The 27,000-nt window shown below is 51.8% G+C and carries 23 protein-coding genes; 9 read left to right on the top strand and 14 right to left on the bottom strand.

From position 1 onward, the window contains the following. Window positions 1-220 precede the first annotated feature (220 nt). Window positions 221-1,777: an SAM-dependent methyltransferase gene (locus AC3ZPD_RS06790; protein WP_490983521.1), complete on the bottom strand. Its 1,557-nt coding sequence runs from the start codon at window positions 1,775-1,777 to the stop codon at window positions 221-223. Between the two features lie 560 nt (window positions 1,778-2,337). Between AC3ZPD_RS06790 and AC3ZPD_RS06785 the strand changes: the two genes are divergently transcribed. The 6 genes from AC3ZPD_RS06785 (at window position 2,338) to AC3ZPD_RS06760 (ending at window position 11,185) form a co-directional block, all read left to right on the top strand. Then, the gene (locus AC3ZPD_RS06785) at window positions 2,338-4,128 is read left to right on the top strand and encodes a sensor histidine kinase (RefSeq protein WP_490983520.1); all 1,791 of its coding nucleotides are present in this window, start codon (window positions 2,338-2,340) and stop codon (window positions 4,126-4,128) included. Continuing rightward, window positions 4,121-5,749, top strand: coding sequence for a response regulator (locus tag AC3ZPD_RS06780; RefSeq protein WP_490983519.1), 1,629 nt, complete (start codon window positions 4,121-4,123; stop codon window positions 5,747-5,749). Before AC3ZPD_RS06785 ends, AC3ZPD_RS06780 begins: the two co-directional genes overlap by 8 nt. Window positions 5,750-5,875: 126 nt before the next feature. Continuing rightward, window positions 5,876-7,225 (top strand): ABC transporter substrate-binding protein, encoded by a 1,350-nt coding sequence (locus AC3ZPD_RS06775; RefSeq protein ID WP_490983518.1) that lies wholly within the window; start codon window positions 5,876-5,878, stop codon window positions 7,223-7,225. A 68-nt stretch (window positions 7,226-7,293) separates the two neighbouring features. Continuing rightward, window positions 7,294-8,172 (top strand): carbohydrate ABC transporter permease, encoded by an 879-nt coding sequence (locus AC3ZPD_RS06770; protein ID WP_490983517.1) that lies wholly within the window; start codon window positions 7,294-7,296, stop codon window positions 8,170-8,172. Then, window positions 8,172-8,990: a carbohydrate ABC transporter permease gene (locus tag AC3ZPD_RS06765; protein ID WP_490983516.1), complete on the top strand. Its 819-nt coding sequence runs from the start codon at window positions 8,172-8,174 to the stop codon at window positions 8,988-8,990. Before AC3ZPD_RS06770 ends, AC3ZPD_RS06765 begins: the two co-directional genes overlap by 1 nt. Before the next feature lie 41 nt (window positions 8,991-9,031). Continuing rightward, window positions 9,032-11,185 carry an alpha-galactosidase gene (locus tag AC3ZPD_RS06760; RefSeq protein ID WP_490983515.1) on the top strand — a complete coding sequence of 718 codons (2,154 nt, stop codon included), beginning with the start codon at window positions 9,032-9,034 and terminating at the stop codon, window positions 11,183-11,185. 469 nt (window positions 11,186-11,654) lie between these two features. Here AC3ZPD_RS06760 and AC3ZPD_RS06755 read toward each other — a convergent pair whose 3' ends face one another. The 5 genes from AC3ZPD_RS06755 to AC3ZPD_RS06735 form a co-directional block, all read right to left on the bottom strand. Further along, window positions 11,655-12,137, bottom strand: coding sequence for a DUF2975 domain-containing protein (locus AC3ZPD_RS06755; protein ID WP_490983878.1), 483 nt, complete (start codon window positions 12,135-12,137; stop codon window positions 11,655-11,657). A 224-nt stretch (window positions 12,138-12,361) separates the two neighbouring features. Continuing rightward, window positions 12,362-12,598: a DUF6953 family protein gene (locus AC3ZPD_RS06750; protein ID WP_490983514.1), complete on the bottom strand. Its 237-nt coding sequence runs from the start codon at window positions 12,596-12,598 to the stop codon at window positions 12,362-12,364. Between the two features lie 308 nt (window positions 12,599-12,906). After that, a complete protein-coding gene (locus tag AC3ZPD_RS06745) occupies window positions 12,907-14,655 on the bottom strand; it encodes an ABC-F family ATP-binding cassette domain-containing protein (protein WP_490983513.1) in 1,749 nt (582 codons plus the stop codon). 441 nt (window positions 14,656-15,096) lie between these two features. Then, window positions 15,097-15,468 (bottom strand): ASCH domain-containing protein, encoded by a 372-nt coding sequence (locus AC3ZPD_RS06740; RefSeq protein ID WP_490983512.1) that lies wholly within the window; start codon window positions 15,466-15,468, stop codon window positions 15,097-15,099. After that, on the bottom strand, window positions 15,446-16,507 hold the full coding sequence (locus AC3ZPD_RS06735) for an N-acetyltransferase (protein ID WP_490983511.1): 1,062 nt from the start codon (window positions 16,505-16,507) through the stop codon (window positions 15,446-15,448). Before AC3ZPD_RS06735 ends, AC3ZPD_RS06740 begins: the two co-directional genes overlap by 23 nt. Window positions 16,508-16,620: 113 nt before the next feature. Here AC3ZPD_RS06735 and AC3ZPD_RS06730 point away from each other — a divergent pair, with 113 nt between their 5' ends. Further along, the gene (locus AC3ZPD_RS06730; RefSeq protein ID WP_490983877.1) at window positions 16,621-17,136 is read left to right on the top strand and encodes an ATP-binding protein; all 516 of its coding nucleotides are present in this window, start codon (window positions 16,621-16,623) and stop codon (window positions 17,134-17,136) included. 24 nt (window positions 17,137-17,160) lie between these two features. Here AC3ZPD_RS06730 and rlmH read toward each other — a convergent pair whose 3' ends face one another. Continuing rightward, window positions 17,161-17,640: a 23S rRNA (pseudouridine(1915)-N(3))-methyltransferase RlmH gene (gene rlmH, locus AC3ZPD_RS06725; RefSeq protein WP_490983510.1), complete on the bottom strand. Its 480-nt coding sequence runs from the start codon at window positions 17,638-17,640 to the stop codon at window positions 17,161-17,163. 301 nt (window positions 17,641-17,941) lie between these two features. Here rlmH and AC3ZPD_RS06720 point away from each other — a divergent pair, with 301 nt between their 5' ends. Beyond that, window positions 17,942-18,568 carry an acetate uptake transporter gene (locus AC3ZPD_RS06720; RefSeq protein ID WP_490983509.1) on the top strand — a complete coding sequence of 209 codons (627 nt, stop codon included), beginning with the start codon at window positions 17,942-17,944 and terminating at the stop codon, window positions 18,566-18,568. Window positions 18,569-18,739: 171 nt separating this feature from the next. Here AC3ZPD_RS06720 and AC3ZPD_RS06715 read toward each other — a convergent pair whose 3' ends face one another. Both AC3ZPD_RS06715 and AC3ZPD_RS06710 read right to left on the bottom strand, forming a co-directional pair. Further along, on the bottom strand, window positions 18,740-18,907 hold the full coding sequence (locus AC3ZPD_RS06715; RefSeq protein WP_490983508.1) for a CxxH/CxxC protein: 168 nt from the start codon (window positions 18,905-18,907) through the stop codon (window positions 18,740-18,742). A 270-nt stretch (window positions 18,908-19,177) separates the two neighbouring features. Further along, entirely contained in the window at window positions 19,178-20,533 is a 1,356-nt protein-coding gene (locus AC3ZPD_RS06710; protein WP_490983507.1) for a S1C family serine protease, read from the bottom strand. Window positions 20,534-21,321: 788 nt separating this feature from the next. Here AC3ZPD_RS06710 and AC3ZPD_RS06705 point away from each other — a divergent pair. After that, on the top strand, window positions 21,322-21,528 hold the full coding sequence (locus AC3ZPD_RS06705) for a hypothetical protein (protein WP_490983506.1): 207 nt from the start codon (window positions 21,322-21,324) through the stop codon (window positions 21,526-21,528). Here the strand turns inward: AC3ZPD_RS06705 and AC3ZPD_RS06700 are convergent. From AC3ZPD_RS06700 to yycF, 5 genes are read right to left on the bottom strand one after another with little or no spacing between them, the layout of a single operon-like run. Beyond that, window positions 21,497-22,303: an MBL fold metallo-hydrolase gene (locus AC3ZPD_RS06700; protein ID WP_490983505.1), complete on the bottom strand. Its 807-nt coding sequence runs from the start codon at window positions 22,301-22,303 to the stop codon at window positions 21,497-21,499. The two genes, AC3ZPD_RS06705 and AC3ZPD_RS06700, sit on opposite strands and share 32 nt — an antisense overlap. An 8-nt stretch (window positions 22,304-22,311) precedes the next feature. Further along, window positions 22,312-23,055: a two-component system regulatory protein YycI gene (gene yycI / locus AC3ZPD_RS06695; RefSeq protein ID WP_490983504.1), complete on the bottom strand. Its 744-nt coding sequence runs from the start codon at window positions 23,053-23,055 to the stop codon at window positions 22,312-22,314. Window positions 23,056-23,100: 45 nt separating this feature from the next. Continuing rightward, window positions 23,101-24,378 (bottom strand): YycH family regulatory protein, encoded by a 1,278-nt coding sequence (locus AC3ZPD_RS06690; protein WP_490983503.1) that lies wholly within the window; start codon window positions 24,376-24,378, stop codon window positions 23,101-23,103. Continuing rightward, window positions 24,375-26,204, bottom strand: coding sequence for a cell wall metabolism sensor histidine kinase WalK (gene walK, locus AC3ZPD_RS06685; RefSeq protein WP_490983502.1), 1,830 nt, complete (start codon window positions 26,202-26,204; stop codon window positions 24,375-24,377). Before walK ends, AC3ZPD_RS06690 begins: the two co-directional genes overlap by 4 nt. Before the next feature lies 1 nt (window position 26,205). Further along, a complete protein-coding gene (gene yycF, locus AC3ZPD_RS06680; protein WP_490983501.1) occupies window positions 26,206-26,925 on the bottom strand; it encodes a response regulator YycF in 720 nt (239 codons plus the stop codon). Window positions 26,926-27,000: the final 75 nt, after the last annotated feature.

The following is a 27,000-nucleotide window of genomic DNA, read 5'->3' as shown; positions in this document are numbered from 1 at the left end:
TTTATGCAGTCAGAGGATGTTCGGACAGCGAACAAAACGTTCTAAACAACGCCAGGCAAAAGCTCTCACTATGATCAATAAACGGCGCATTAATGACATTAAATGGATCTTTTATGCTACTGGAGTATCGACTATGTGTCGACTGGTTAATAGGGTTCAACGTAACCTCTAAAGAGCGAAATTTAAAGGCACCCGTTTGGGTGCCCCTATGGTCCAATGCCTATATGTTTCTATCGAATTGGCTTATCAATGCCAATGCCTCTTCATGATCAGGCTCCAGCTCCAATAATTTTCTGACATACGTCCATGCCTCTTCTTCGATCTCTAACTCGAAACAACAAATGGCCAGGCAATAATATACGGTTGATACGACCTCATCTGGGTTTTGCTGTACCGATATTTCCAAACACCGTTTGGAGTGTTCGTACATCTCCATTTCAAACAGAATCAATCCGGCGTCAAGCGCAAGATCATAACGCTGTTCCATGACGTAATACGATGACCCCATCTTCTGGATGCCCCTGAGCAGGTCCTGCTTTTCATCGTCGTTTGCATCCGGCAACAAACGGGATATCTGCTTCGCGCTCTGAATGAAAAACTCTGCATCATATCCGCCCAGACGCCAAAAACTTAATAATTCCTGCATGCCCATGCTCTCTACATGCCGATCTATCCATACTTTCATATTAAAAAAATCGTCCGGACCAAAACGTTCCATACATCGACGGTAAGCCAACCTCGAATTTACATATTCCATTGGTTTGTCCAGATGGAGAATACAGCCGACATTGATATTTTTATAATGATGCGGGGGAAATAACGCCACGGCTCCCCTTTGCTCAAAGACGTGCTGAATCGCATGATAGTTCGCCGTCAAAGAAAAGCTTCCATGCAAAATCAACTCCGGCGGTTCCGCGAATTTCCAATGATCCAGCAAGTGATCCCCTTTGTCTGCCGTTATCAACAAGAATCCCGCCTGCGATAAAAGATTCAATCGCTCTAAACAAGTTAATCCAGCAGCAGGAAATAAAATGTGCGAGTCTTCCAGGTGCTCCTGATAGGTAGAAATCACATCGCGGTAAGGATACGTTTCTTGTTCGTACTCCGGTGCTCGCCGGTGCCTATAACGTAAATTTATTCGTTCCAGCGATTCGGATGGTTTTAGCGAATCCGTATGTTCGAGACCTTGGATATAAACGTCCGTTTCATAGATTTTTCCGTCGCCTACATAAATCAGCTCCTGCGGAATACTGTCAAAAAAATAATTCGCAACGATGATTAACGGCTGCTTTAAATCTCTTTCACTGATCGTTGTGCCTGATACGACGAGATTCAGTGCAGTATCGTGGACGGCATCGTACCTCGCAAAATCCAGTAATCCCTCGGCAATAAAAGATTGCAGAGCGGGATGTGCCTTCCACGCCAATACATTGTTAAGCGCCAAATCCGTCATCACATAGCGGAATGAAGGCAATGAAATCCCAGCGTAGTCTCTAAGCCGGCACAACTCATCCAACAAATGATAAGCAAAACGGCCCGCTCCTGCTCCAAGCTCCACAATAACGACGGGTTCGGTACTTTCCTTATTCGCACGATCTTGAAGAAACCCAAAGATGACTTCCGCATAAGCAGCAGCGATCATCGGATTACTCGTTATATATTGAGGAACTTGGTCATTGTTCCATGCCTTCGTCCCTTGCTCCTCATAATACCGGCGCTGAATCTCCCATATCGGCGCCTCACTGAATCGGTAACGGTGTTCCATGTTGCTTGTCATTTAAGCGACCCTGCTCTCTGAAGTTAATACGATTTCCTCTCCTATTTTAACACGGCAGGTTGCTTACTTATAAAACTCAAAGAAAACTTTAAGAGCAGCAATATCTCACCGCCTGAACCCACTATACGTGTGCACGCATATCAATAAATGATTGTATAAGAATTTGAACGGCAACTAACCCTTATAACCTAAAATTCCGAAGTCCTAATAGCTGTGATTATGAACAAGAATATAATCCATCATACACCGCAGTTAGTCAATTGGATTTCCGGGGCGGCGGGGATAAAGTAAGGGTAGGGAAGGAGCCATGATTCACCTGCGGATGTGCGATTAACGGCAAACTGCGGTGGGCGCCGGCAAAGAGCCGCCGGGCAGCGGTTAGCGGTTCCAAAAATTCGCGCGGATACCGGTTCAACCCGAAGTCCGTGCGGACGGTAACCGTCCTGCCGGTTTGCCGTGTTGTGTGGATAACAATACGGCCTTAAAAAGGGGAGCTTTGTGGTACAATGGCAAAATATCGCAGCTTGTAAAACGCACAAACCTAGCAGGAGGAACCCCAGATGATCAAACGGTTGTTCATGAATAGGAGTATCCGGACCAAAATCACATGGAGCACGGTGCTGATCTCGCTGGTTCCCCTGCTTATTTTGTCTTTCTTGTTCTATCAGTCCAGCACCCGTTCCCTGGAACGGACGATGGTCCGCAGCTCCGATCAGAACGCCGGTTATTTATCGGATTATCTGGATCAGTATTTCCGCAGCTTTTCCACGTCGGCCCTGCAGGTCTATGGTTTTAAGCGGGTGATCGATCTGATGGAGAACGGCACCAATTACAACGACGCCAATATCATCGACGTCAGGGAATCGCTGGCCAGCTACTATCGGCTGGTGGTCAGCCAGAACGCGGACATCATCAAGATCATGGTGCTCGGCAAGGACAATACGCTGCGGGACAGCTGGACACGGGCCGACAGCTACGATGCGATCAAGCTGGACGGACAGGTTCCGCATTATGAGGAGATTCTGGATTTGCCGTTTCAGCATTCCCTGATGTTTACATACAAGGATCCCGCTTTGCGGCAGGATCTTTTTGTGTACGCGCTGACGATATACGATCCTTTTTACAAGAAAAAATTCGGCACGCTTGTGTTTTATATACAGGGCAAGGATTTCGCCAAGGCTATGGAAAAATACAACCGCCCGCCCAACGCAATCGTTCTGCAAAACGATCAAAGCGAGGTATTTTACCGGACGAACGATGATTACAAAGAATGGATCGCGCCCTTCGTCCCTCCTTCCGTGCTGGACGACAGCAATGAACATGAGCTGCATTTTACGGACGGTCAAAACCTGCTGGTCAGCAGATCCCTGTTGGACCATTCCAACATCGGTCTCAGCATCGTTTATCCGAGTACGGAATTGGCCAAGAACCGGCAAACCACGCTGCGCATCACGGTGATCGTGCTGCTGCTGGTCATTTTGGTCATATCCTTCTTCTCCCTGTTGTCCCAGCAGTTCATTACCAAACCGATTCGCTATCTCGGCAAAGCGATGCGCGCTGTCCGCAGCGGTAATTTCCATGTCACGCTCAAGCCGAACGGCTGGAAGGACGACCTCTCGGAGCTGACCGCCAATTTCAATTTCATGACTGGGACGATCCGGGAGCTGATCGAGCAGGAATACGAGCTGCAGCTTCGGAACAAAGAGGCGCAGTTTCTGGCCCTGCAAATGCAGATCAACCCGCATTTTCTGTACAATACGCTGCAGACGATAGGCGGCAAGGCCGTGCTGACCGGCGATTATGAAATCCATGAAATGTGCCGGGCTCTGGGAGACATGTTCCGCTACAGCTTTTATGAGGGGAATATGGAATCCACAATCGGCCAGGAAATGGCGCATTTGAACAACTATTTGTACATCCAGCAGTTCCGATTTGAGGATTTGCTGCAGACGGAATTTCAGGTTGAGCCGGAGCTGATGGACAGTGCGATCATCCGGTTTGTGCTGCAGCCGATTCTGGAAAATGTGATCGTGCACGCCCTGGGCAAAGACGGCGATCATCCGGTCATCATCGGCGTGGAGGCGGCCAGGGACGAAGACGATATCCGGATCACGATCCGGGACAATGGCCCGGGCATGGAAGCGGAGAAGCTGGCCGAGCTGCAGCTTGCTTTGCAAAGCCCGTCGGCGGGCATTTTTTCGGGCCGGTCGGTTGGCTTGAAAAACGTGCATGAGCGGCTGACCTTATATTACGGTCCGCCTTACGGCTTGAAGGTGGACAGCCGTCCCGGAGAGGGAACGACGGTGACTGTCCTTATTCCAAACAAACAGCGGGGGGAAAGCCATGTATAAAGTGATGGTTGTAGATGACGAAGCTTTGGGCCGCAAGGCGATTTGCAAAATGATCGGCGAGTTGTCCCTGGATGTGGAGGTTATCGCTGAAGCCCGGCATGGCGAAGAGGCGCTGGAACTGATCGAGCTGGGCAAACCGCATATTGTCGTGACCGACATGAACATGCCGGTCATGAACGGACAGCATTTTATGGAAGCGCTTCATGAGCGGTACGGCCACATTTTTACCATTGTCATCAGTGGATACTCTCAATTCGAATATTTACAGGCCGCTATCAAGTATCAGGCTTGCGACTACCTGCTGAAGCCGGTGGCTCTGCCGGAGCTTCGAACCTCCTTGATCAAGGCGATGGAGCAGAGCCGCAAATACATGACCCTTCAACAGCAGCGGAAGGAGAGCCGGGAGATTGGCCAGCTGAAGCGGAGCGTTTTTTTGCAAAATGTAACCGGACAGCGGATTGTCAACAAAAGCGATATCGCTTTCCAGGCCAAAGAGCTGCAAATCGGCGAAATGCCGGACTACCGCCTTGTCGTCATGAGGTTCCGCCGGTTTGGGGAGGCGGCCCGTACGAAATTTCACGGCAATGCCGACCTGCTGATGTTCAGCATTGAAAATATTCTGCATGAGCTTCTGCAGGACGAGGCGGCGCTGGTCTACAAATCGGATGACCGGCAGCGCATCTGTCTGATCGTACCGGAAGAACTGCGGGAGAACAGGCAGCTGGACAAGTGGTTGGCCGATTTTCAGCAGGCGATGCAGCGGATGCTGAAGCTGGATGTGCTGGCGGGCATCAGCGGCGCGGCCCGTGACTTGGCCGGACTGCCGGAGGCTTACCGCGAAGCCAACCAGGCGATTACGGCTCAGGCGCTGAAGGGAGCGGGGCTGACGATCGCATTGGCGGACGAGGCTCCTGGCGCACATGAAGGGACGGATAGAAACGCCGGCGCTGGAGCAGGGGCTTTAAATTCGTTCGATCTGCAGGCTATCCGGCAGGCTTTTGCCGGCGGCAATGCGAAGGAAAGCCGCCGTTTGCTGGAGGACTACATGAACAGGGTGGGAGCTGGCCCGGCCGTTACCATTGCCCGGATTCAGGCGGAGCTGTCCAAAATTATGGAGGCTGCGCTGTCGGAACTGAAAAGGGCGGCTGCCGCTTGTCCGCCCGTATTTGATCCGCAGGCTATCGCCGCGGTGCTGGACGAAGGGGCGGTTTATGCGCTGCTCAAACCATGGATTTCGGCGATTCAGGCTTACGGGGAAACCCGCCGGGAGCCGGAGTCGGCCGATGTGATCGATGGCGTCGTCCGCTATTTGGAGGTTCATTATTTTGAGGACGTCAGCCTGATCGACGTTGCGACCCGGTTTCATATGGACCCGAGCTATTTGAGCAAGCTGTTTAAAATGGCCACCAACGAGAATTTTATTGAATATGTGACGAGAAAACGGATCGAAAAGGCCTGCGAGCTGCTCGTTTCCTCCGACCGGAGAATCAGCGACATTTCCGAGCTGGTGGGGTACGAGAATCAGCGTTATTTCAGCCAGGTGTTCAAGAAAAATACCGGCTTCACCCCCTCGGAGTACCGGGAAGCGCATTTGGGATCTCGGGCAAACACAAAAAATTGAACATGAACCCGCCAATTTATTTTATTACCCTGCCCGGGATTGACCGGTACGATAGAAACAGAAGCGGCGGGCTGATGGTACCTGGCCTTCTGCTTAAGAACAAGATCGAAGGGGGAAACAAAAATAATGAAGAAGTTGATGTCGCTGGGACTTTGCATCGCCTTGTTCAGCTTCCTGCTTGCCGCATGCGGAAGCAATAACGGATCGTCGTCAGGTAACTCGGCAGGCTCCGCCAACGGCTCGGGCAACACGAACGCCTCGGGCAACGCAAGCGCTTCGGAAGACACGAGCGGCAAACCCGTAACGATTAAATTCATGCATTTTAAAAGCGATTTCACCGATCAAATTAACCAAATCGTTGAGCAGTTCGAGAAGGAAAATCCGAACATCAAGGTTGAGGTTCAGCCCGTTAAATATGACGATTACTACACGCTGCTGAAAACGAAGCTGGCGGGCGGCGACATTATCGACGTGTTTACGCTGAACGCCGGATTTAACACTCAACTGTTTGCGGACGGCGGTTATTTGATGGACCTGACCGGTCAGCCGTTCCTGAACAACTTTGACGAAAATGTGGTAAAAGGGCAGGCAACGGACGGCAAGAACTACATTATGCCGCTTAACGCCAATCCGATTGCCGTCTTCTATAACAAAAAAATCTTCCGCGATCTTGGCATCGAAGTGCCAAGAACCTGGGACGCCATGATCGCCGCAGCGGAGAAGATCAAAGCCGCCGGCAAAACGCCGTTCGCTTTGGGCTGGAAAGACGGCTGGACGCTGACGATGTGGGATACCCGCGACTTGCCGAGCAACACCGCTCTGGTGGCCGGCCAGCCGGACTTCTTCGATAAAATCGAAACCGGCCAAGCAAAATTCGCCGACAATCCGGCTGTGAAAACGACGTTGGATCACGCTTTGAAGCTGTTTGAGCTCGGCAACAAGGACCAGCTTGGCGTCGATTACAACGGAGCCGTCGACCTGTTTGCCAAAGGCGACGTCGGCATGATGTACATGGGCACCTGGCCGCTGCCGGATATCGAAAAGAAAAATCCCGATCTGTACAACAACGATCTTGGGTACTTCCCTTATCCGTTCAGCAACGACGAAAGCCTGAACAAGCTTGATTTCAACGCGGACGCTTCCCTGGCGATCGGCAGCAACTCCAAACATAAAGAAGCCGCCCTTAAATTCCTGGAGTTCATGTCCAGTAAGGAAGGTGGAGACGCCTGGGTTCAAAATATCAAGTCGCTCAGCTATGTGAAGGGCACATCGACCGATATTGCTCCGGCGCTCAAAGATTTGCAGCCTTATTTCGATAATGCTCAAACCTATGACTCCCAGCTCTTTTTGGCCAAAACCACAATCGACTGGCGGGCTCAATTCGACCAAAACCTCCAGAACCTCTTCTTCAAGAAGACAACTGAGGATAAAATGATCGCCGATATGGACGCTTGGGTAAGCAAAAACCACAAATAAAAATAGAGATGACCGGAGAAAGGCACGGGCAAGAGCCTGTGCTTTTTTCATGGGGAGAGGATAAGCCTATGGAAAAGTTGATACGAACCGCACGAAACGAAATGTGGTATCTCCTGTTTATGCTGCCGGGCATCTGCCTGTTTGTGATGGCAGTCATCATTCCGCTGATGATGGGCGCCCGCTATTCCTTCACCAATTGGGACGGCGTGTCCAATTCGTTTGGCAATGTTGGATTTGACAATTACGTGGCTGCTTTCCATGACCCCGATTTCTGGGGCGCCTTATGGCACACGTTCAAATATGCCCTTATTTTAACCGTGCTGGTCAACGTGCTGTCGCTTTTGCTGGCGCTGGTGCTGGATTCTTTTTTGCCGCTGCGCAATCTGTTCCGGACGATCTTTTTCCTACCCAGCGTCATTTCCATCGTGCTCGCCGGATTTGTCTGGAGCTACAACTACAGCACGGGCATTCCAAATCTGCTGAGCCATTTCGGCATCGACGCGTCCAGTCCGCTGGGCAATCCGGACACCGCATTGTTTGGGCTGATCCTGATCGCCTTGTGGCAGGGTGTAGGCTCGCCGATGATCATTTACATTGCCGGCTTGCAAGGCATTCCTGGCGAATTGAGCGAAAGCGCCCGGATCGACGGCGCCGGCGCCTGGAAGACCTTCCTGCACGTGACCCTGCCGCTGTTGGCCCCGTCGGTGACAATCAATCTGCTGCTGGTGCTTACTGGCTCGCTGAAGGTGTTCGACCTGGTGTTCGTCACCACCGGCGGCGGTCCCGGCTTTGCTACCGATGTGATGTCCACCTATATTTACCGGACCTCGTTCTCCTCGTTTAAAGGCGGGTACGGGATGGCGCTTTCGATGATGTTTTTCCTGATCCTCGTTATCGTGACCATCGTGCAGATGTCCATTTCAAGAAGACGGGAAGTGGAAATGTGATGAAATCAAACAAAGCTGCCGTGTTAGTCGTTTTTTCGCTGCTGGCGCTGGTATTCCTGTTTCCGCTCTACGTGGCCCTGCTGATGTCGCTGAAAACCGCGAAGCAGACGTTTGACAGCTTTTACGCGCTGCCGTCCAGCCTGAATTTCGCCAACTATGTCCATGCCTGGGAAACCTCCAAATTTCCGCTGGCCATCATGAACAGCTTGATCATCACCGTGTTGTCCGTCGCTTTGATCGTATTGGTCTCCGCGCTGGCTGGCTACGCGATTGCCCGGCGGAACAAGCCTTTTTACAATATTCTGTTCATGCTGTTCCTGTCCGGTATGATGATTCCGTTTCAAGTGACGATGCTGCCTTTGTACAAGCTGGGCAAAACGCTCCACATGCTGGATACGCATTGGGGGCTCATCTTGATCTACGGCGGCTTCGGCATCCAGACCGGGGTGTTGTTCTACACCGCTTTTATCCGCCAGATTTCCCGGGAGATCGAGGAGGCGGCGAAGATCGACGGCTGCACTACGCCAGGCATTTTTATCCGAATCATCATCCCGCTGCTAAAGCCGGTGACGGCGACCGTAATCGTGCTGAACGCTTTGTATATCTGGAACGATTTTCTGCTGCCACTGCTTTATTTGCAGGATAACCATTATCGCACAATTCCGCTGCAGCAGTACTTCTTCTTCGGTCAATACAGCAGCGATCTCAACCTGGCGTTTGCCTACGCCGTGATGGGGATGATCCCGGTTATCGTCTTTTTTCTGATCATGCAAAAATTTATCGTCAAGGGCATTGCGGCCGGCGCCGTCAAAGGCTGACCGGTTGACTCTGACTGACAAAAAAACGGAGGGATTTTCAGGTGGCCATTACTTATTTTGCCGAGGAACAAATCTTTGAAATCCGCACGCGCCGCACTTCTTATGTGTTTGGCATCGGCAGCGGGGGTACGGTGCAGCATCTGTATTGGGGGGAGCCGGTTGCGGCCAGGGAGTGCGCCTCCCTGTTGAAGCCGTGGCTGCACTCTTCCTTTGACGCCGAGGTGAACCGCGACAAGGAGGAGTACGGCGGCTGGGGCGGCAGTCATTACGCCGAGCCCTGCCTGAAGGTGAAGTTTGCAGGCGGGGTTCGCGATTTGAGGCTGCGGTATGCAGGGCACGATATTTTGGCGGACGACCGCCTGATCGTGCGGCTTGCAGACGCCGATTACCGGCTGCGAGCCGAGATCGGCTACCGGGTGAGCGGGGACCATGACCTGATCGAAAGGGAAGTGACGGTCTACAACGATGAAGAGCAGCCTGTGCGCATCGATCAGATCATGTCGGCGGCGTGGTCGGTTCCGGCGATGCCGTCGGCGCGGCTGACGCATGTGGCCGGCCGCTGGGCCGGGGAATACCAGCTCAGAACGCAGCCGCTTTCGGAAGGCAAAAAAGTGTTGGAGTCCAGACAGGGCTTCACGGGGCCGCACGCCAATCCCTGGTTTGCGGTCGACGACGGAACGGCGTCGGAAACGGGCGGCAAGGTTTGGTTCGGTGCGCTTGGCTGGAGCGGCAACTGGAAGCTCGTTCTGGAAAAATCGATCTTCGGGCATCTCCGCGTCGTCGGCGGGATCAACGATTTTGACGGTGCTTTTGTTCTGCAGCCCGGTGAAAGCTTTACGGCGCCGGTGTTTACCGGCGGATTTACCGCCGGAGGCTTTGGAGAGATGAGCCGGAACCTGCACCGGTATCAAAGCGATGTGATCCTGCCCGGCACCCGGGTCAGAAAGGTGCTGTACAACTCCTGGGAAGCCACGGAATTCGCCGTGAATGTAGAGGAGCAGATCAAGCTGGCCAAACGGGCCGCGCAGCTTGGAGCAGAACGGTTTGTGGTGGATGACGGCTGGTTCGGCGGGCGCAGCAGCGACAAGGCGGGGCTCGGGGACTGGCAGGTCAATCCGCAGAAATTTCCGAACGGGCTGGAGGAATTGATCGACGAGGTTAAACAGCTGGGTATGGATTTCGGCCTGTGGGTGGAGCCCGAGTCGGTCAATCCGGACAGCGACCTTTACCGGCAGCATCCCGAGTGGGTTTATCAATTCCCCGGACGCGAGGGAACTTTGCTTCGCAACCAGCTGATGCTCAATTTGGGGCTTCCCGAAGTCAAGGCGTTTGTGCTTGGCTTCATGACAGAGCTGCTAAGCCAATACGAAATTTCCTTCATTAAATGGGATATGAACCGGACGATTACGGAACCGGGAACAACGTCTTTGGAGGATAGCGAGACAAACTCCATATGGATTAAGCATGTCCAGCATCTGTACGAGATTTGGGCGGAGCTGCGGCGCAGATTCCCGCAGGTGGAGTTTGAGACTTGCGCGGGCGGAGGCGCGCGGATCGACCTCGGCATCTTGCGGTATGCCGATCAGGCCTGGATCAGCGACAATACCGACGCCCGTGACCGGCTGACGATTCAGGAGGGTTTCTCTTACGTCTACAGCCCGTCCGTGATGATGTGCTGGGTGACGGAATCGCCGCATGGGATGAACGGGCGGCGCCTGCCGCTGTCGTTCCGCTTTCACAGCGCCATGCTGGGCGGACTGGGCGTCGGGGCCAACATCGGCAACTGGCCGGAGGAGGAGCTGGCCGAGGCGGCGCGGTACGTGGAGCAATACAAGCGGATCCGGCATTTGATCGCCGATGGAGACCTCTACCGGCCGGCATCCTTCCGCAGCGGCGACTTAGCGGCATGGGAATACGTCGGCCGGGGCGGGGAGGAGATTGCCGTGTTTGCCTTCCAGCAGGCTCAGTATTTCGGCTACGCGGAGAAACGTTTGCCGCTGCAGGGACTGGAGCCTGACGCCCGCTACAGGGTGACATTCTCGCCGGAAACCGCAGCCGATACCGCCGGCACCTCTGACGCCTCTGATACTGATGCGTCCGTCTGGCACGGTTCCACTCTGGTGAACATCGGCTTGCCGCTGTCGCTGTCGGGCGACTATGACAGCCGGCTGATTTTGCTGCGGCGCCTGCCCTGAACTGCGGAACGGGCCGGCCGCGGCTGAGATAGCAGAGGTTAATTAAAGCAATACGGCAGGCTGCCAGTGATCCGTGTCCGGAATCCTTGGCAGCCGCCGACCTTCGTTTACCGCTGGTTCTTCGGAAACCCCGTTACCAAGATGGCCTTCCGCGGCACCTTCCGGAAGATGGGGATTCATAAGTTAAAGTGGTATAACTACTCCGGCATGGCAAATCGCACGCTTGAGCAACGCCAACTTACTCTGGATAAAACTGAGCGGATTTTTAGTAACTACTAACGATGGCAATAATCTGATCGAATCCTATATCATCGGGGGGGGGGGCCGGCGGTAATCTGCCGGATTTCTCATGCGCGGAATTTAGTCGTCACTTGTGATACGGTTCATCGTAATGAATTAAAGCACAAAGTATCTTTTGACCATAAGATATCCCTATCAGTAAAAAACACCTCTTGTATATTTCAACATGTTAATTGTTTTTTGGAGGTGAACCCAAGACATTCTTTATAGGTTTTTGAAGTATGTCCACAATGGCTGCAATGATGCTTGTTGCCAAGATGCCCATTAGACCCAAAGATATTGGACCTGCTGCATCATCACCTGTGAAATGTGCACGTACCCTTAGATAAACTATTGCCAGCAAGATGAAAAAAATGACAATAAAAGTGCATTTTTTTATTACCTTCAAAGATTGAAGAGATAACTCAGAGAGTGCATTTCTCTTTTCGATGTAGGTTAAAAGTTTAAATACTTGATACAACGCCACAGAAAATGTAATACATATTCCATATGCACATACCAAAAGTGGATATAGCGAATAATCACCTGGACGCTCTATCGCATCTCTTCTGGCTGCTTCAGGCAACAAAACTATACACACGGCAAGCACTGCAATTCCAATCAGAAAAATGATTACCTTTAAGAAAGTGCTAGAACCTTGTTTAAGATTAATTTTAAACACCTCATTTATTTAATGACAATACGACCTTAGCACAAAACATATCGTTTTACAATAAATTAGTATTGTTTTTTAACATATTATTGTTGTTATTAAAAAATTCTTTTAACTCTATAAAAAAATAAAAAGCATTCCTAATTACAAAGGAATGCTCTTACTTTAGAATACTAAATTTACAACTTTTACGGTCACTTCCCGCTTACTACTACCCTATTGCGTTAGGTCCAAGCCCAAAAGAATCCGTCGCGGTCCCAAGCAATTTTGCCGCCGTGGAGTTTGCGGAAAGCCTTCTTCACCTCTTTAGACAGCGATGTATTTCCATTCTCATTCACGAATACGAATTGTTCGCCGAATTTGGTCTTCACATATTCAATCGCAGTGGTCTGGTATAGTGTTCCCGTAGACCTGATTTCCTGGACCATCCATTCAGCTACTTCCTGGGCAGTTACTTCCATAAGATTATGCTCCTTTCTACTCGGATAGTAGCCCACTTCTTTGTGCGTACTATCCCTTTATTTTCGCCCAGTCTATACTAGCCTTACTTTAAAGTAAAGGGGTTAAAGCAATGACGACCCTTCGAACGTACAACCATAATCTCTGGGATCACGGGATTTCGCAGGGTTACCTTGTCGACAACACACCCTGGGTGCGGGCTGTGGCGCATGTAGATTAAGAAGAAAGATAGGAGCTTCGCTTGAAGCGGAGCTCCTATCTCCAGAGATTCGGCTGTTCTTCCCGAAATCGCCTCAGCCTGTGGCAGATGCTAGAGCGCAGACAGCTGCTTGATCAATCCTTCCAGTTCGTCGACCAATCCTTTTGCAAGTTCGAAATCCGTATCCTTCAAAGCCGATTCGATTTGCATTTCGACCGACTTTTTCTTTTGTTCAATTTCCAAGTAGTCTTTATCAAAATGACTGGCGTAGATCATCTGTCTGAACTTTCGCATACTCATTTTTCGAATGGTCTTATGATCAACGATCAGCACATAATCCATCCCATTAACGACGGAATAGAAATCGTGCGAAACCATAACGATCGCGCCTTTATAGTCGATGATGGCTTTCTCCAGCGCGATCTGCGAATAGAGGTCCAAATGGCTCGTCGGTTCGTCAAGCAGCAGCAGGTTGGCTTGACTGGCCGCGACTTTAGCCAATTGGAGCATGTTTTTTTCTCCGCCGGACAACGATTCGATCTTCTGCTCAAGGATTTCTCCTTCGAAGCCGTAGTTCGCCAGATACGCTCTGACCTCGTCATAAGTCTTGAATCCGGCATCGATGAATTCATACAGGATCGTATTCGAATCTTGCAGCGTTTCGCCTTGAACCTGAGATAAGTAAGCCACTTTCGCATCCGTATGGACTTCGATCGACTCCTGATGGTTTCGGAAGATGTCCCGCAGCAAAGTCGTTTTCCCGGTGCCGTTCGGACCGATGATCGCGACTTTATCCGTGGATTTGATCTCGAAGTTCACGTTTTCCAACAGCAGCTCGTCGAACGCCGCACTGTAATCTTCGACTTTTATGACAACCGCATCTTCCAAATCCGGCCCCATGCCAAAGCCAATGTCCGGCTGCTTAATATCGACAAATGGAGCTTTGATCCGGCGCGCTTCCAATCTTTCCTGGTACTTGACCCGGGCTTTGAGCGCTCGGCCTCTGGACGCGTCCGCCACATTCGTCGCGATCTCTCTAAGATTGTCGATGATGTGATCGTATCGCTCGATCTCTTCTGCTTCAGCGACGGCGATCTCCTGCAGCTCGATTTTGGTCTGAAGCAGCGAGAAATGATATTCGATATAGCTTCCGTCAAACTCTTGAATTTCCTTATTTTCCAGGTGAATGATTTTGTTGAAGCAATGGTTTAGAAGATAGCGGTTGTGCGTAACGACCAGCAGCATGCCTTTGTGGGAGTTGATCAATTTTTTGAGCGAATTCAGGTTTTCAAAGTCCAAAAATACATCGGGTTCATCCATGATCATCAAGTCCGGATTCGTCAGCATTTCTTTCATGACTTGAATGAGTTTGAACTCCCCGCCACTTAAGGAGGTTACGCTAACGTCTTTTAACTTCGCTAGATTGGCCAGATTCAGCTTCTTATGAATAAGGCTCTCGAAATCGTCCCCGCCCAGCGATTCCAACGCGTCAAGAGTGAGTTGATATATCTCCATCAGCGAATCCATATCCGATGTCGTTGCCATTTCGGCATAAATCGCGTTGAGCTTCTCTTGGATCTTGGTAAATTCTTCACTAATATATTCAAAAACGGTCATATCTTTCGCCGGGTCCACCTGCGAGAACTGACTGACGTATCCGATTCGGCAGTTCCGATCGATCTCCAGCTTGCCGTCGAACAAATGCTTTTCCGGATCCATCAGGATCTCGATCAGGGTGCTTTTCCCGCTGCCGCTTGTTCCAATAAAGGCACAGTGCTGCCCTTCTTCGAGTGTGAACGAAATGTCGGTATACAGTTCTTTTTGCGGGAACGAGAAGGATAAGTGTTCAACTTTGATCATCGTGTTACCTTTCTTGGTAGCTGAAATGGAGTTTATTAGAGGTACTGCAGAACATAAATACGGAGTCTACCGCACCTCAGATTAACACTGTTTACTGCCAAATTCAATGCTTAGGCCAAGACCTATGGGGGGGTGTATCAGTTTTATCGGTATGAAAAATAAAAAACTGCATTCGGCTTTGAGACCGGAATGCAGTTAGCAAAGTGGATGAAAAGGTAAACTTGGTACGGTTTTCGTTGCCCCTACTTATGGTAAGGTTCAGCGTATCATCTATAGAGCGAACTAAAACTATAGGAAAAGCAACAGCCCCTCCTTAACTGTCGTGGCCCGGTTCGACACCCTGCTAGGGGCTTTTCCTTTGGTGAAGCCCTTTTCGTTAACCTGGCAATTATCAATAATAATATAAAAGGTCTCGACATTGAAGGTCGAGACCTGGACATTTTAATCAATATAACAAAAAGATTGAGGTGCTCGAAAGTTGCTATCCTGCATTGTCGGATCGTAAGGATTCTCATATTGCAGTACCTTTGAGATCTTTATCGCATAACCTTCCGTTCGGTCCCCAAAGTATTCCTGAAAGAAACTAAGAGTAATACCAGAATCTTTTTGCGTAGATGACCAAATGGACTCCGGAGAATCGTTTAAGATGTATTCTATGAATAACTCCCCTACAATCTTCCCCTCAGGTTTGGTCGAGTATACGACGATTGATTCAACATCTTTTTTAAAAATCGTCCTACGGTACTCGAACTTCTTCTCTCCCGTAAATATTTTCTCAACAAATTCGGGTTTAATCGATAATAAGACTTTCATGTGCGTCACCTGCCTGTAGAATGGAATCAAACTGATTGTCTGTCAATCTAAAGAACGTCCAACGATCGCTTTCAATCCCAATTTGATCAATTAGATGCCCTCGAGTCAGTCTCTTCCTAAGAGCAACATTATACACCATTTTTATAACGTAGCATCGATTATTTGCTCTATATTTCTCTTGCAACTCTTCTTTTGTATATACACTATATTTATCGCAATAGTTAATAAATTCTTCCTCATCTTTAAAGCTTTGTTTAGACAGAACCTCTTCCACGACACAAATCGAAGTAGCTACAGACCTATATCTCGCGGGCCCCTGCCCATCATTTGTCCTATAAATAACAATTAAATCGCCCTGCCTAAGCCCGGATACCGATGCTGCTTGGGAAATGAACACTTTATGAATACTGTTTGTATGCGAAACATCCTCGAGTACGTCGAACTTCTCATTACGCAAAATTGAATCAGGAAATAGACGGGTATGAAAAGGCGGGTGAATAGAAAGTATATGCTTCCTTTTCCCCCTCTGGCTTATTCGCGGGTAGTCCAACAATGTATCGCCTGTTACTTCAACGAGGGATTTCCACAAGACAAGCTCTGTACCATTTGCAGATTCCTTAGTAGATCGCTGGATAAAACCATATTTCAAAAACAGATCGACTAACCCCTCATGTTTGGCAAACACAGTAACATAAATACCTTCAACTCCTGCATTAATTGCAACATCTAGGGCCCTCTTTACAAACCGTTCCCCCAGTCTAGTGCCATGAGGGTTTACTTTCATTGTACCTATTTTCAGTACGGAATTGGCTACAATTGCTGGTGTGACATCTTGGACTGGACCATTCTCTACTTTTAAGTAGAGAAAAGCTTCTAACTCTCTTTGAGGGTTGTATAGAACATATGCTCTTTCTTGAGCCTTCCTTGCAAACCAATTTTCGAAACCCGGATAGTCTCCTTTAAGACTATCGAAAAAAGGGGCGGCAAGATCGATTTCAGAGAAAAGCTTATTCTGAATGTATCCTTCCAAAATTATCACATCCTTATTGAGTCTGAATCCCCTTCCATGTTACCATATTTTTGAATCCTTGGTAGTATTGATTTTGGTATGATTCTTAGAAAGCCGAATGGAGGATTACACTTGTGAGGAAAATGATTTTTATTGGTGGTATTCATGGAGTCGGTAAAACCTCCTTATGCAAAGATCTCGCTAAGCAACAAGAAATCCCCCACTTTTCGTCGAGTAAGTTAATATCTAATGAAAAAGAAGAAGTCTATTCGCGTAACAAATTGATTCCAGATATAGCACAAAACCAAGATCTTCTATCGAACTCGTTAAATCGACTTACGATTAGTGGCTGGTTCTTGCTTGACGGACACTTTTGCCTACTAAATCAGTCCAGCGAGATTACACGCATCCCTTTTGAGACATTTAGGAGAATATCACCTACCATTATCATTGTACTGACTGATTTAATAGGCTCCATCCAAGAGAGATTTTCTCAAAGAGACGGCTACCAGTTCGATTCTAACCTCCTTGAAAGCTTTCAAACTGCAGAGATTGAATATGCTCGTGAAATTAGTAATCATCTAAATATCCCATTCTTTGTGGCCCAATCTGGAGATTCAAAAAGTATTCATGAAATCATGAGTAAGATTATTCAATAGACCTGGACCGGGCAAAATTTCGCCCTACTTGTGATACGGTTCCCCCCGATTTATCTTCACCGCCCGATAAATCTGCTCCGTCAGCACCAGCCGCATCAGCTGATGCGGCAGCGTCATGCGCCCGAAGCACAGCTTCTGCTGTGCCCGGCGCAGCACGGCATCGGCGAGCCCGTGGCTGCCGCCGATGATGAACACGACATGGCTCGACCCGTAGGTGCCGAGCCTGTCGAGCTCTGCGGCAAGCTCTTCCGAGCTCCAGAGCTTGCCGTCCAGCGTGAGGGCGATGACATGTGCATCGCCCTTCACGTGCGCGAGGATGCGTTCGCCCTCGCGGTCTTTGACAATGCCGACCTCAGCTTCGCTGAGGGTGTCGGGCGCTTTTTCATCGGGGACCTCGATGATCTGGAACTTCACGTACGGGCCAAGGCGTTTAGCGTATTCGGCTATGCCTTGGACGAGATATTTTTCCTTCAATTTGCCGACGCCGATGATTTGAATAAACATAATAAAACCTCCATCTATGTAAACGGTTAAGGGGGACGCTAGTCAAGCGGACCTTCTATAACTCCTTATAATCCCCTATTATTCCTTATTATTCCCTATTGCTCCCTATTCGCTATTTCCCCCGCCATTTCCCTTCTACGGACAATTCTTCCGCCATTATAACATTCTTTAAAAATTCCCTCGAAAAATGTAATTTCCCGTCTATCCCAAACCGGACGCGTCAGGTACAATAGGCCAGTATGCATTCTGGCATCGGCAGAATCAGCGCATTTGAACATTATTGGAGGAAATAGAGATCACCATGCAAACTTCTAGCACTGCGCAGCAACAAGTAAAAGTAATAACCGCGGATCCCAGCGCGATCGGCCTATTTGGGCTGGCAATCGTTACTCTGGTGGCTTCGTCGCAAAAGCTCGGCCTCACGGACGGGCTAAGCCTTATCATTCCGTGGGCGATTTTTCTGGGGGCGTTTGCCCAGCTGTTCGCCTGCATCCAGGATGCCAAACACAACAACACCTTCGGCATGACGGCCTTTGGCGCGTACGCTTTCTTCTGGTTTGCCACAGCCAGCAGCTGGATGGTAAAAATGGGCGTCTTCGGCCCTGCGCTTGCGGCTGACGTAGACGGGAAGCAGCTGGGCTTCGCTTTTGCCGGCTACCTGATCTTTACGCTGTTCATGACGATCGGCGCGATGGAAACACACAAAGTGTTGTTCTTTATCTTCGTCCTTATCGACCTGCTGTTTATAGGCCTGACCTTCGACGCCTTTGGCGCACCTGAAGCGTTCCATACCCTGGCGGCATACGCGGAAATGGGCATCGGCCTGCTGTCCCTGTACGGCTGCGGCGCTGCGGTGCTGAATACGCATTTCGGCCGGATTTTCCTGCCGGTTGGCCGTCCGTTCGGCATTTTCAAACCACGCGGTTAAATCCCGACTCAAATCGAACTCCATTTAGCTATAAAAATATCCCAGTCCCGCACGCCGATCCGTGACGGGGCTGTTTCTATTCCGCTCTATAGTGGACCGCCCCTAACCGGCCAAACAAAAAAAGAGCGCTCAACCTGCCTGCGCCCTTTCCCCGATCCGTCTTCCTCAGCCTTAAACCACCAAAAACTCGCCGGCTTTGTCGCATTCCGCGCATTTGGCCGGAGGGTCCCAGTCGGCAAATTCCGTCTCCTTCAAATCTACAATATCCGGAGCATCCTCATACTCATCCACAAACATATCGATCGCCAGTTCCAAGTGTTCTTTGCATACTACGTACATACCGTCAAGCATCCTCTCTCTTGCGCCCGGCCCTGAGGACCGGACGTTACCGCTTCTTCCTATAGCCTAGCACACTTTAAGCCCTATTGGCATTCAGCTCAGCAGCCTTAAATCTTCATTTACCGGGACAGAACGCCTTTATGCGCTAACCATTCTTACTATTCTCCATCTTTCCCAAAAAAACTAAAGCCGGGCGCAATTTTCTGCACCCCGGCTTCGCACCTTCCAAGCCTTCACTCTGCGAGCGCTCGGAAGCACCTCTCGCAAACGTTATTTCCCGGATGAATCCTGACCCGAATCCCCTTGACCGGAATGATCCTGACCCGAGCCGGAGCCATCCGAACCCGAGCCGTCCTGACCGGATTCATCCGTGCCGTCCGGATTTTGCTCCGCATCAGCCGGTTTCTCGATCAGCTTCAAGGTTGTGGTTTGCAGCTTTCCGTCCCGGTAAAAGGTGACGTCCATATTGTCGCCGATCTTCTTGTCATCGTACAAGTATTTGCGGAGGTCCAGCGTGGAGGAAATCTCCGTTTTATCGAGCTTGACTATGACGTCGTTCAGCTGCAATCCGGCAGTAGCCGCCGGGCCGTGAGCTTCCAGCACAAGCACGCCTTGCTTCACGTCGCTCGGAAGGTTCAAATCCTTGCGCTGTTCGTCCGTCAATGGCGCATAAGGATTGTCGAGATCCAGCGAATAGACACCGAGGTAAGGACGGGAGATTTTTCCGTATTCCATCAGCTCGTTTACGGTCTTCATTACCTGGTCCGAAGGAATCGCAAAACCGAGCCCTTCCACGCCGGTATCGGCGATTTTCATCGTGTTGATGCCGATGACTTTGCCGTTCAGATCGGCGAGCGCGCCGCCGCTGTTGCCTTCATTGATCGCCGCGTCGGTCTGGATGACCTCCTGCTCCCAATCGTAAACCCCATCCTGGTTGATGGATACCGGCACGATGCGGTTCGTGTAACTGATGATGCCCGACGTTTGCGTGCCGCTAAGACCCAGCGGATTGCCCACCGCAATGACCGTTTCGCCTAGGCGCAGTTTGGTGGAGTCGCCTATTTCGGCAACTGCCGTGATGCCTTTATCGTCAATTTCCAGCAGCGCAATATCGGTAACCTGATCCTGGCCGACGATTTTGGCTTTCTTCGAGAGGCCGTCCGCGGTCACAACAACCAAATCCTGCGTATCTTCGATCACGTGATTATTGGTTACGACGTAGGCTTTGCCGCCGTCCTTCTTAATAATAACGCCGGAACCCAAAGCCGAAGGCTCGGAGGCCAAGTCTTCATCCGTGCCGCCGCCGGATTGGTGGTTCACGATGCTGACTACCGCAGGGCGGACCTTGGCTGAAGCCTGGATAATCTTCTCATCATAATCCGTGCCGCCGCTTGAGCTGGCTGAAAGCGCGCCGGCGCGCTCTGTCGAGGAGGGGAGTCCTGTAAGATAACTGAACAAAATAACGGCAAACACCGAGCTGACTACCGAACAAATCACGGCGATCTGCGTGGTCGTCAATCCTCTGCGCGTTTTTCGGGGTGTGCTCCATTTCCCGTCGGTGCCTTTGACCATGCGGGCTTTTCTGGAAACCTTCGTGGAGTAAAAATCATCATCAAACAATCCCATAAATAACTGCTCCCCTCCATGCTTTCTTCCGGCTTGTTTATCTGTCCACTTCCGGTCAGCCCAGCCCAGGCTCCGGAAGGCGGTTCTTATCAGGCGCGGGCCTCATTCCACCCGGGTTTCATTTCATTTTCAAAACAGGAGGTTATAAGGTCCGGACATCGGAATCCATCACCATCATATGCGGAGAGAAGACCGATATTCTCAGGCTTTTTACTGCGTGCCCATAGATTTTCAAGGAGGGCGAAGCAGGCGTGAAACCCGATGATCCAGGACCTGTTGAAACACATCATCCAAAAACTGCCGATCCCTGACATATCCCTTAATTTATATAACGGAAAGACGAACGGGGATGTTGCTGGTTTTCCAGTTTTTCCTTCAAAAAAATTCCTTCCCGTCAGGAGCAGCCCAAATTCAGGAATATTTCATCCGTCTAACGACTATACTAGTCGTAGTTGATAGATTCATTTTATCACAATCCGCCCGCCTTAGAAGCCGATTCATATAGGTAAAATGAACCAAAAATCGGGAATCCTGTTCCTCTTTTTTCAAAATGGCCGGTTCTCCTTCAACAGACTCAGATCAATCGGTCTTATGTATATTTTTATTACCCTTTTTCCAGCCGATTCCCACCGTATTCCGAAAAAATAATCCCGCCCCGGGGGCTCTGCCGCACGACTATAAAAAAAGACCGGTCCCCGCACCCTGCGGATCACCGGCCAGTCTCTCTACTTCTTCGATTAATAGGTTCCTGCAGCTGAAATTAACCTTACTTAAAGGAGCGAACAAAGATGGAATCCTCATTCTCCCCGATGAATGAAATCAATATGCTCGCCAAGCTTGCCGATCTCAAGGACGGGCACTACCACAATCTGCTGATGCTCAGCGTGATGATGGAGCTGCTTATCGAAAAAGGCATCCTTACCCGCGAAGAAATCGAGGAACGGGCCCTCCGGCTCGACGGGTTTATAAATCCCCCACCTTATCCCATGGCGTAGGGCGGTCATAATACGTTTCACAGAGTTTGAACTCGCTGTCTTTGAAAAAACAGCCGCGGTCCTCCATCGCTTCCCGGACGGACATTTTCGCCAGATCGAGCATGTTGTGCTCGCGGCTCAAGTGCGCCAGATACGTCCGCTTCACGCGGCCGTTCATCAGCAGGCTCATCACCTCGCCCGCCGCTTCGTTGGACAAGTGCCCCATATCGCCGAGAATGCGGCGTTTGATGTTCCACGGATATCGGCCCATCCGCAGCATTTCCACGTCATGATTCGCTTCCAGCACCAGCACGTCCGAACCGGAGATGGCCTGCATCACCCGGTCGCTGGCATACCCCAGGTCGGTCACGACGCTGAGCTTCTCTTTGCCGTCGTAGAAGCAGTAGCCCACAGGCTCCGCCGCGTCATGCGACACCGGAAAAGATTCCACCCGCAGCGAGCCGAAATCGTGCGTTTCCCCCGTGCCGAAAATCCGCCGGTTTTCTTCCGGAATGGCGCCGATGTGTTTCTCCATGGCTGCCCAGGTCAATTCGTTGGCATAGACCGGAAGGTTATATTTGCGCGCTACTGCGCCAAGCCCTTTGATATGGTCGGAATGCTCATGCGTCACCAGAATGCCGTTTAATTCCCCGCCGGCCACTTCCCGTTCCGCCAAAAGCTCGTCTATCCGGCGGGCGCTGAAACCCGCGTCGATCATCAATTTTATATCTTCATAAGCGATCACCGTTGCGTTTCCGGTCGATCCGCTGGACAATACCGTAAAACGTATACCCATTTTCCCCATTACTCCTTTGTTTTGTCACTGCTGGCGCTGATGACATCCCCGCTGATGCCCTGCACGTAAAAAACCTCTCCGCTTTCCAGCGCAAACCGCCATACCGGCGCAGCTACCTGCGCATCGGAGTTGAACAATTCCCCATAATACCCGAGCTGTATCGATTTGACAACCGAGTCATTCGGCAAATAGTTTTCCACCAGGTTGCCGAGCGCCTTCGAGGCCGACAGGACCCGCTGCCGCTGCTCCTCCCCGATCGAGCTGATTTCGATCTGCTGCTCCGAATAGGCAACAATGCGCTGATCGCTGTAGATCAGCTCCAGATTGATGCGGAACAGCGGATATTTGCCTTCCACCAGCGGGTGCATCACAAACTTGCCTTCGCCGTCCTCTACCGGATCATAGCGGTAAATGTCGATGTCGGGAATGCTGGACTCCAGTCCCGCGATCAGCTCCTCCGGAGAGAAGATCAGCTTGCTGTATACCGGCTTGTCCAGCATCTTCTGCTTGCCGCCCTCCGAACCGACAAGGCGGTAGCTGATCTTCGGCAGCTCCGGCGTTTCCGTCGGAATCGCGGCAGCTACCTTGATGTTTTTGGAATCCATCGCCCTCTGGACATTGCCGGCTAGGGAGGTCAGATCCGGACTTTCGTCCGCCTGCTCGCGCAAGTCGGTCCAAAGCTGGTAGCCCAACACCAGGTTCAGCAGCAAAAACGCGTAGATCAGCACATTTTTCGCCCGGCTCCAATCCAATCCGTTAACCTCCTTCGCTTTTGCGGCGTCAGTCCGCCTATTGACCTACTGCAGCACCTGCACCGTTCCATCCTCCAGCTCCAGCACCCATACCGGCGTCAGCGCCATGCCTGCGTCCCCGAGGGACGGCCGGTAGCCCGGATAAAGCGCCGCTACCCGGCTGCCTTTGGCCGCAGCCGCGATTTTGGCCTTCAGCCCGTCGCCGTAGGACAGCTGGACCATTTTTTTCTTCTGGTTATCGGTCTTCATATAAATCAGCGACCGTTCGTAGACCGTTGTGGTGCCTTCGCGCATGTCCAGCCTCATGATGCCGTAATGGAAATCCGGCACGTCGATGATCGGGAAGCTTCCGTAATACTGCTGGAAGCGGACCGTCTGCTTGCCGTCCGTCTCCTCGCCCAGCTGCATCCGGTAGCGCCCGCTCCACCCGCCGTGCTGGTTAACGAAATCGACCGCGGAGAGCGCATTTTTGTCCGGGCTGTTCTCCCCGGCTGCCGGAACCGCCGGATCGGTATAGTTGATCCAGTTCTGGTTCTGCCTGACCTGCAGGCTCCGCTTGGAATCGGTGTAAATCTCCGAGCCGTCCTTTTCGCGGATGTTCCGGGTAATGCTCGGGTCAAAAAATAAGCTGCGCTGCATCTGCTCCAGCGTGTACTGCCCGGTTTCAACCGTGCTCTGCACCATATCCAGCAGCTCGTCAGGCACGTAGTAGGTATCGTCCACCAGCGTATACGGCATCCAATGCCGCCCGAAATCCACATGCTGCTTCAAGTCTTGTACCGTCAAATCGGCTTTGGCCGCTTCATACACCACGTCGCCCTGCACGCTGAAGAAAAAGACGTGCACCTTGTCCTCGCTTGGCGAGCTGTACAGGAAAATCCGGTTGATGCTTTCACTTTCGAACAGCGGATCCGGAGCAATCTGCATGACTTTCTGCAGCAGCGGCACCGGAACGCCCGTCCCGAACTCCAGCTCAATGCCTTCGTCCTCGCTGCGGATCTTCGCCCAGTCGCGGCTTTGGACCACGTCCCGCTGAAAGCCGTCGAACTGGCGGCCCTGCAGCCGGGAGAAGATCAAGTTATAAAACGTTGAATCCGGGTAAAACACCGTATGTTTATTGCCGCCCATATGCACGACCATCTGCTCCGGAAAAATGACCTGGGACGCCTCGATTTCATCGCCCATATTTTCCGTGGCGACGTAGTCGTTCTCCGTCTTGACGACCGGGTTGGTGCCGGGAAGCCTGTAGATCAAAAAATAACTCTGAATCAGACTGGCCGCGATCAGAAAAGCCAGCGCGGCCGATTTCATCGTCTCCTTCATGCCTCCTCGCCCCCTTCCGGCCGGATCGGCAGCGTAAAGGATACCTTCGTGCCTTTAGTCAGCTCCGAGTACAGCTCGATCTTGCCTCCATGGGCCATAACAATTTCCCGGGCAATCGACAGACCGAGCCCGGTGCCGCCCATGTTGCGCGAACGGGCCTTATCCACCCGGTAGAAACGTTCGAAAATACGGCTTAAATCCTTTTTCGGAATGCCGATTCCGTTGTCCTCCACCGAAATCTCCACCATGTCGTCGGAAATCTCGGCGGCGCCGAGTGTAATCCTTCCGCCCTCCGGCGTATATTTCAACGCATTGGAGACCAGATTGTCGAGCACCTGGTCGATCTGGTCGCGGTCCATCCAGACTGGCGCGATCTCGCCCTCCACCTGAATCTGGGACGTGATGCTCTTCTGCTTCATCTGGAAGGCAAAACGGTCCTCCACGTCCTCCAGCATTTCCCTTAATTCGGTCTGCTGCTTGCGCAGCGACGCTTCCTTCGAATCGAGCCGCGACAGGTGCAGCAGGTCCGTGACGAGCCGGATCATGCGCTCCGTCTCGTTCTGGATCACGTGCACGAAACGCGGGCCGAGCTCCGGGTGCTCCAGAGCGCCGTCTTCCAGCGCCTCCGTGTAGCTTTTGATCGTCGTAAGCGGCGTGCGCAGCTCATGCGACACGTTCGCCACGAACTCGCGCCGCGCCGCGTCCAGCTTCTCCTGCTCCGTGACGTCCTGGAGCACGGCGATCGTGCCGATCACGCCGATCTCCCGGCGGTGGATCGGCGTAAACGTCACGCGGACCAGCGACGGCTCGTCCGCGGTGCCGCCCGTTTCAAGCAGGGCCGGCGGCAGCGCGCCCTGCAGCAGATCCTCCTGCTGCGCCGTAGGCAGCTGCAGCACATCCGCGATGTCCCGGCCGTTTTCGTCATGCTCCAATTGGAGCATGGCGGCTGCGCGGCGGTTCATCAGGATGATTTTTCCGGCTTCATCGGTCGCGATTACGCCGTCGCTCATATTCGTCAGAATGGAGGCCAGCTTCTCCTTCTCTTCCTCATTCTGGGCCAGCGCATCGCGCAGCCGGCTTGTCATGTAGTTGAACGCATGGCTGAGCTGGCCGATCTCGTCGCTGCCGAGCACGGGCATGACCTGCGCGAAATTCCCTTCCGCGACGGCGGTGGCCCGCTTGGTCAGCTCCTTGATCGGCGACGTGATCGTATGCGCCAGAATGACGCCGAGAATGGCCGTCAGCACGAGGGCAATCAATAAGCCGGATATAAAAATGCTGTTAATCCGCTCCATCGTGCTGTACAAATCGCTCAGCGAAGCCGCGATATAAATTGCGCCGACGATCTTGCCGCCGCTCAGAACCGGCTTGGCGACGACCTTCTTCCGGATATCGTCATCGTCGATAATATATTCCTCATTGTCGCTGATGCCCTGCAGGGCCCGGCTGACCACGGTTTGGGTGTTCTTGCGCCCGACGTAATCGGCATGGGAAGGCTTGGACGTCGTCAGCACCTTGCCGCTCGCGTCCAGCACCTGAATCTCCGCGCCGTTGATGTTAAACAGGTTGTTGGCCAGCACCCGCAGGTTGTCCAGCGATTCCTCGGCCGCGCCGGTTCCGGCGGTGGTTCCGCCCAGGTTCTGCGCCACAAGCACGGAAAGCAGCTCGGCCCGGGATTCGAGGTCTTTCGTAAAATTGCTGATCAGCGAATTCTTCATCGCGCTGACGAAATAAACGCCGATGAGCTGCATCGCAATCAGGATCAGCAGCACGTAAATCATGATCAGGCGCGCCTGAATCGTGCGAACGAAGGAAGGCAGCTTCATGCTAGAAACCGCCGTTCTTGGTGCTGCGAATCAGGTATCCGAGCCCGCGGCGGGTCAGGATGACCTCCGGTTTGCCCGGATCGCTTTCGATTTTCTCCCGCAAACGGCGGATCGTGACGTCCACGGTCCGGACGTCGCCGAAATATTCAAACCCCCACACCGCCTGCAGCAGATGCTCGCGCGTCATCACTTTTCCGGCGTTGCGGGCCATATAATAAAGCAGCTCGTATTCGCGGTGCGTCAAATCCAGCGGCTCGCCGTTCTTATATACCGTGTACATATCCGTATCGATAAACAAATCGTACAGATGAATGCCCTGCGGGGCCGCGGGTGTTTCTTCGCCCGTTACCTGGTTTTTGGCCTGGCGGCGCATCTGTGCTTTCACGCGGGCCAGCAGCTCCCGGGCGCTGAACGGCTTGGTGACGTAATCGTCGGCCCCCAGCTCCAGCCCGAGCACTTTGTCGATCTCGCCGTCTTTGGCGGTCAGCATGATGATCGGCGTTTCCAGGCGGGCGCGCACCTCGCGGCAAACGTCCATCCCATCCTTGCCGGGCAGCATCAGGTCGAGCAGAATCAGGTCAGGGCGTTCCGAGAAGGCCAGCTCCACGGCTTCGATGCCGTCGAAGGCCAAAATGACCTCGTAGCCCTCTTTTTCCAAATTAAATTTCAAAATATCCGCAATCGGCTGTTCATCGTCAACTACCAGGATTTTTCCCTGCATATGGATTGATTCACCCCGCCTAACCAGCTTTCATTTCCTGGCTCTATTTTAGCATACCTGGACGGACTCCTCCTA

It is taken from the genome of Paenibacillus mobilis, from assembly GCF_058267595.1.
Note: the sequence above shows the minus strand (reverse complement) of the source record. Positions and strands in the feature narration are given on the sequence as shown.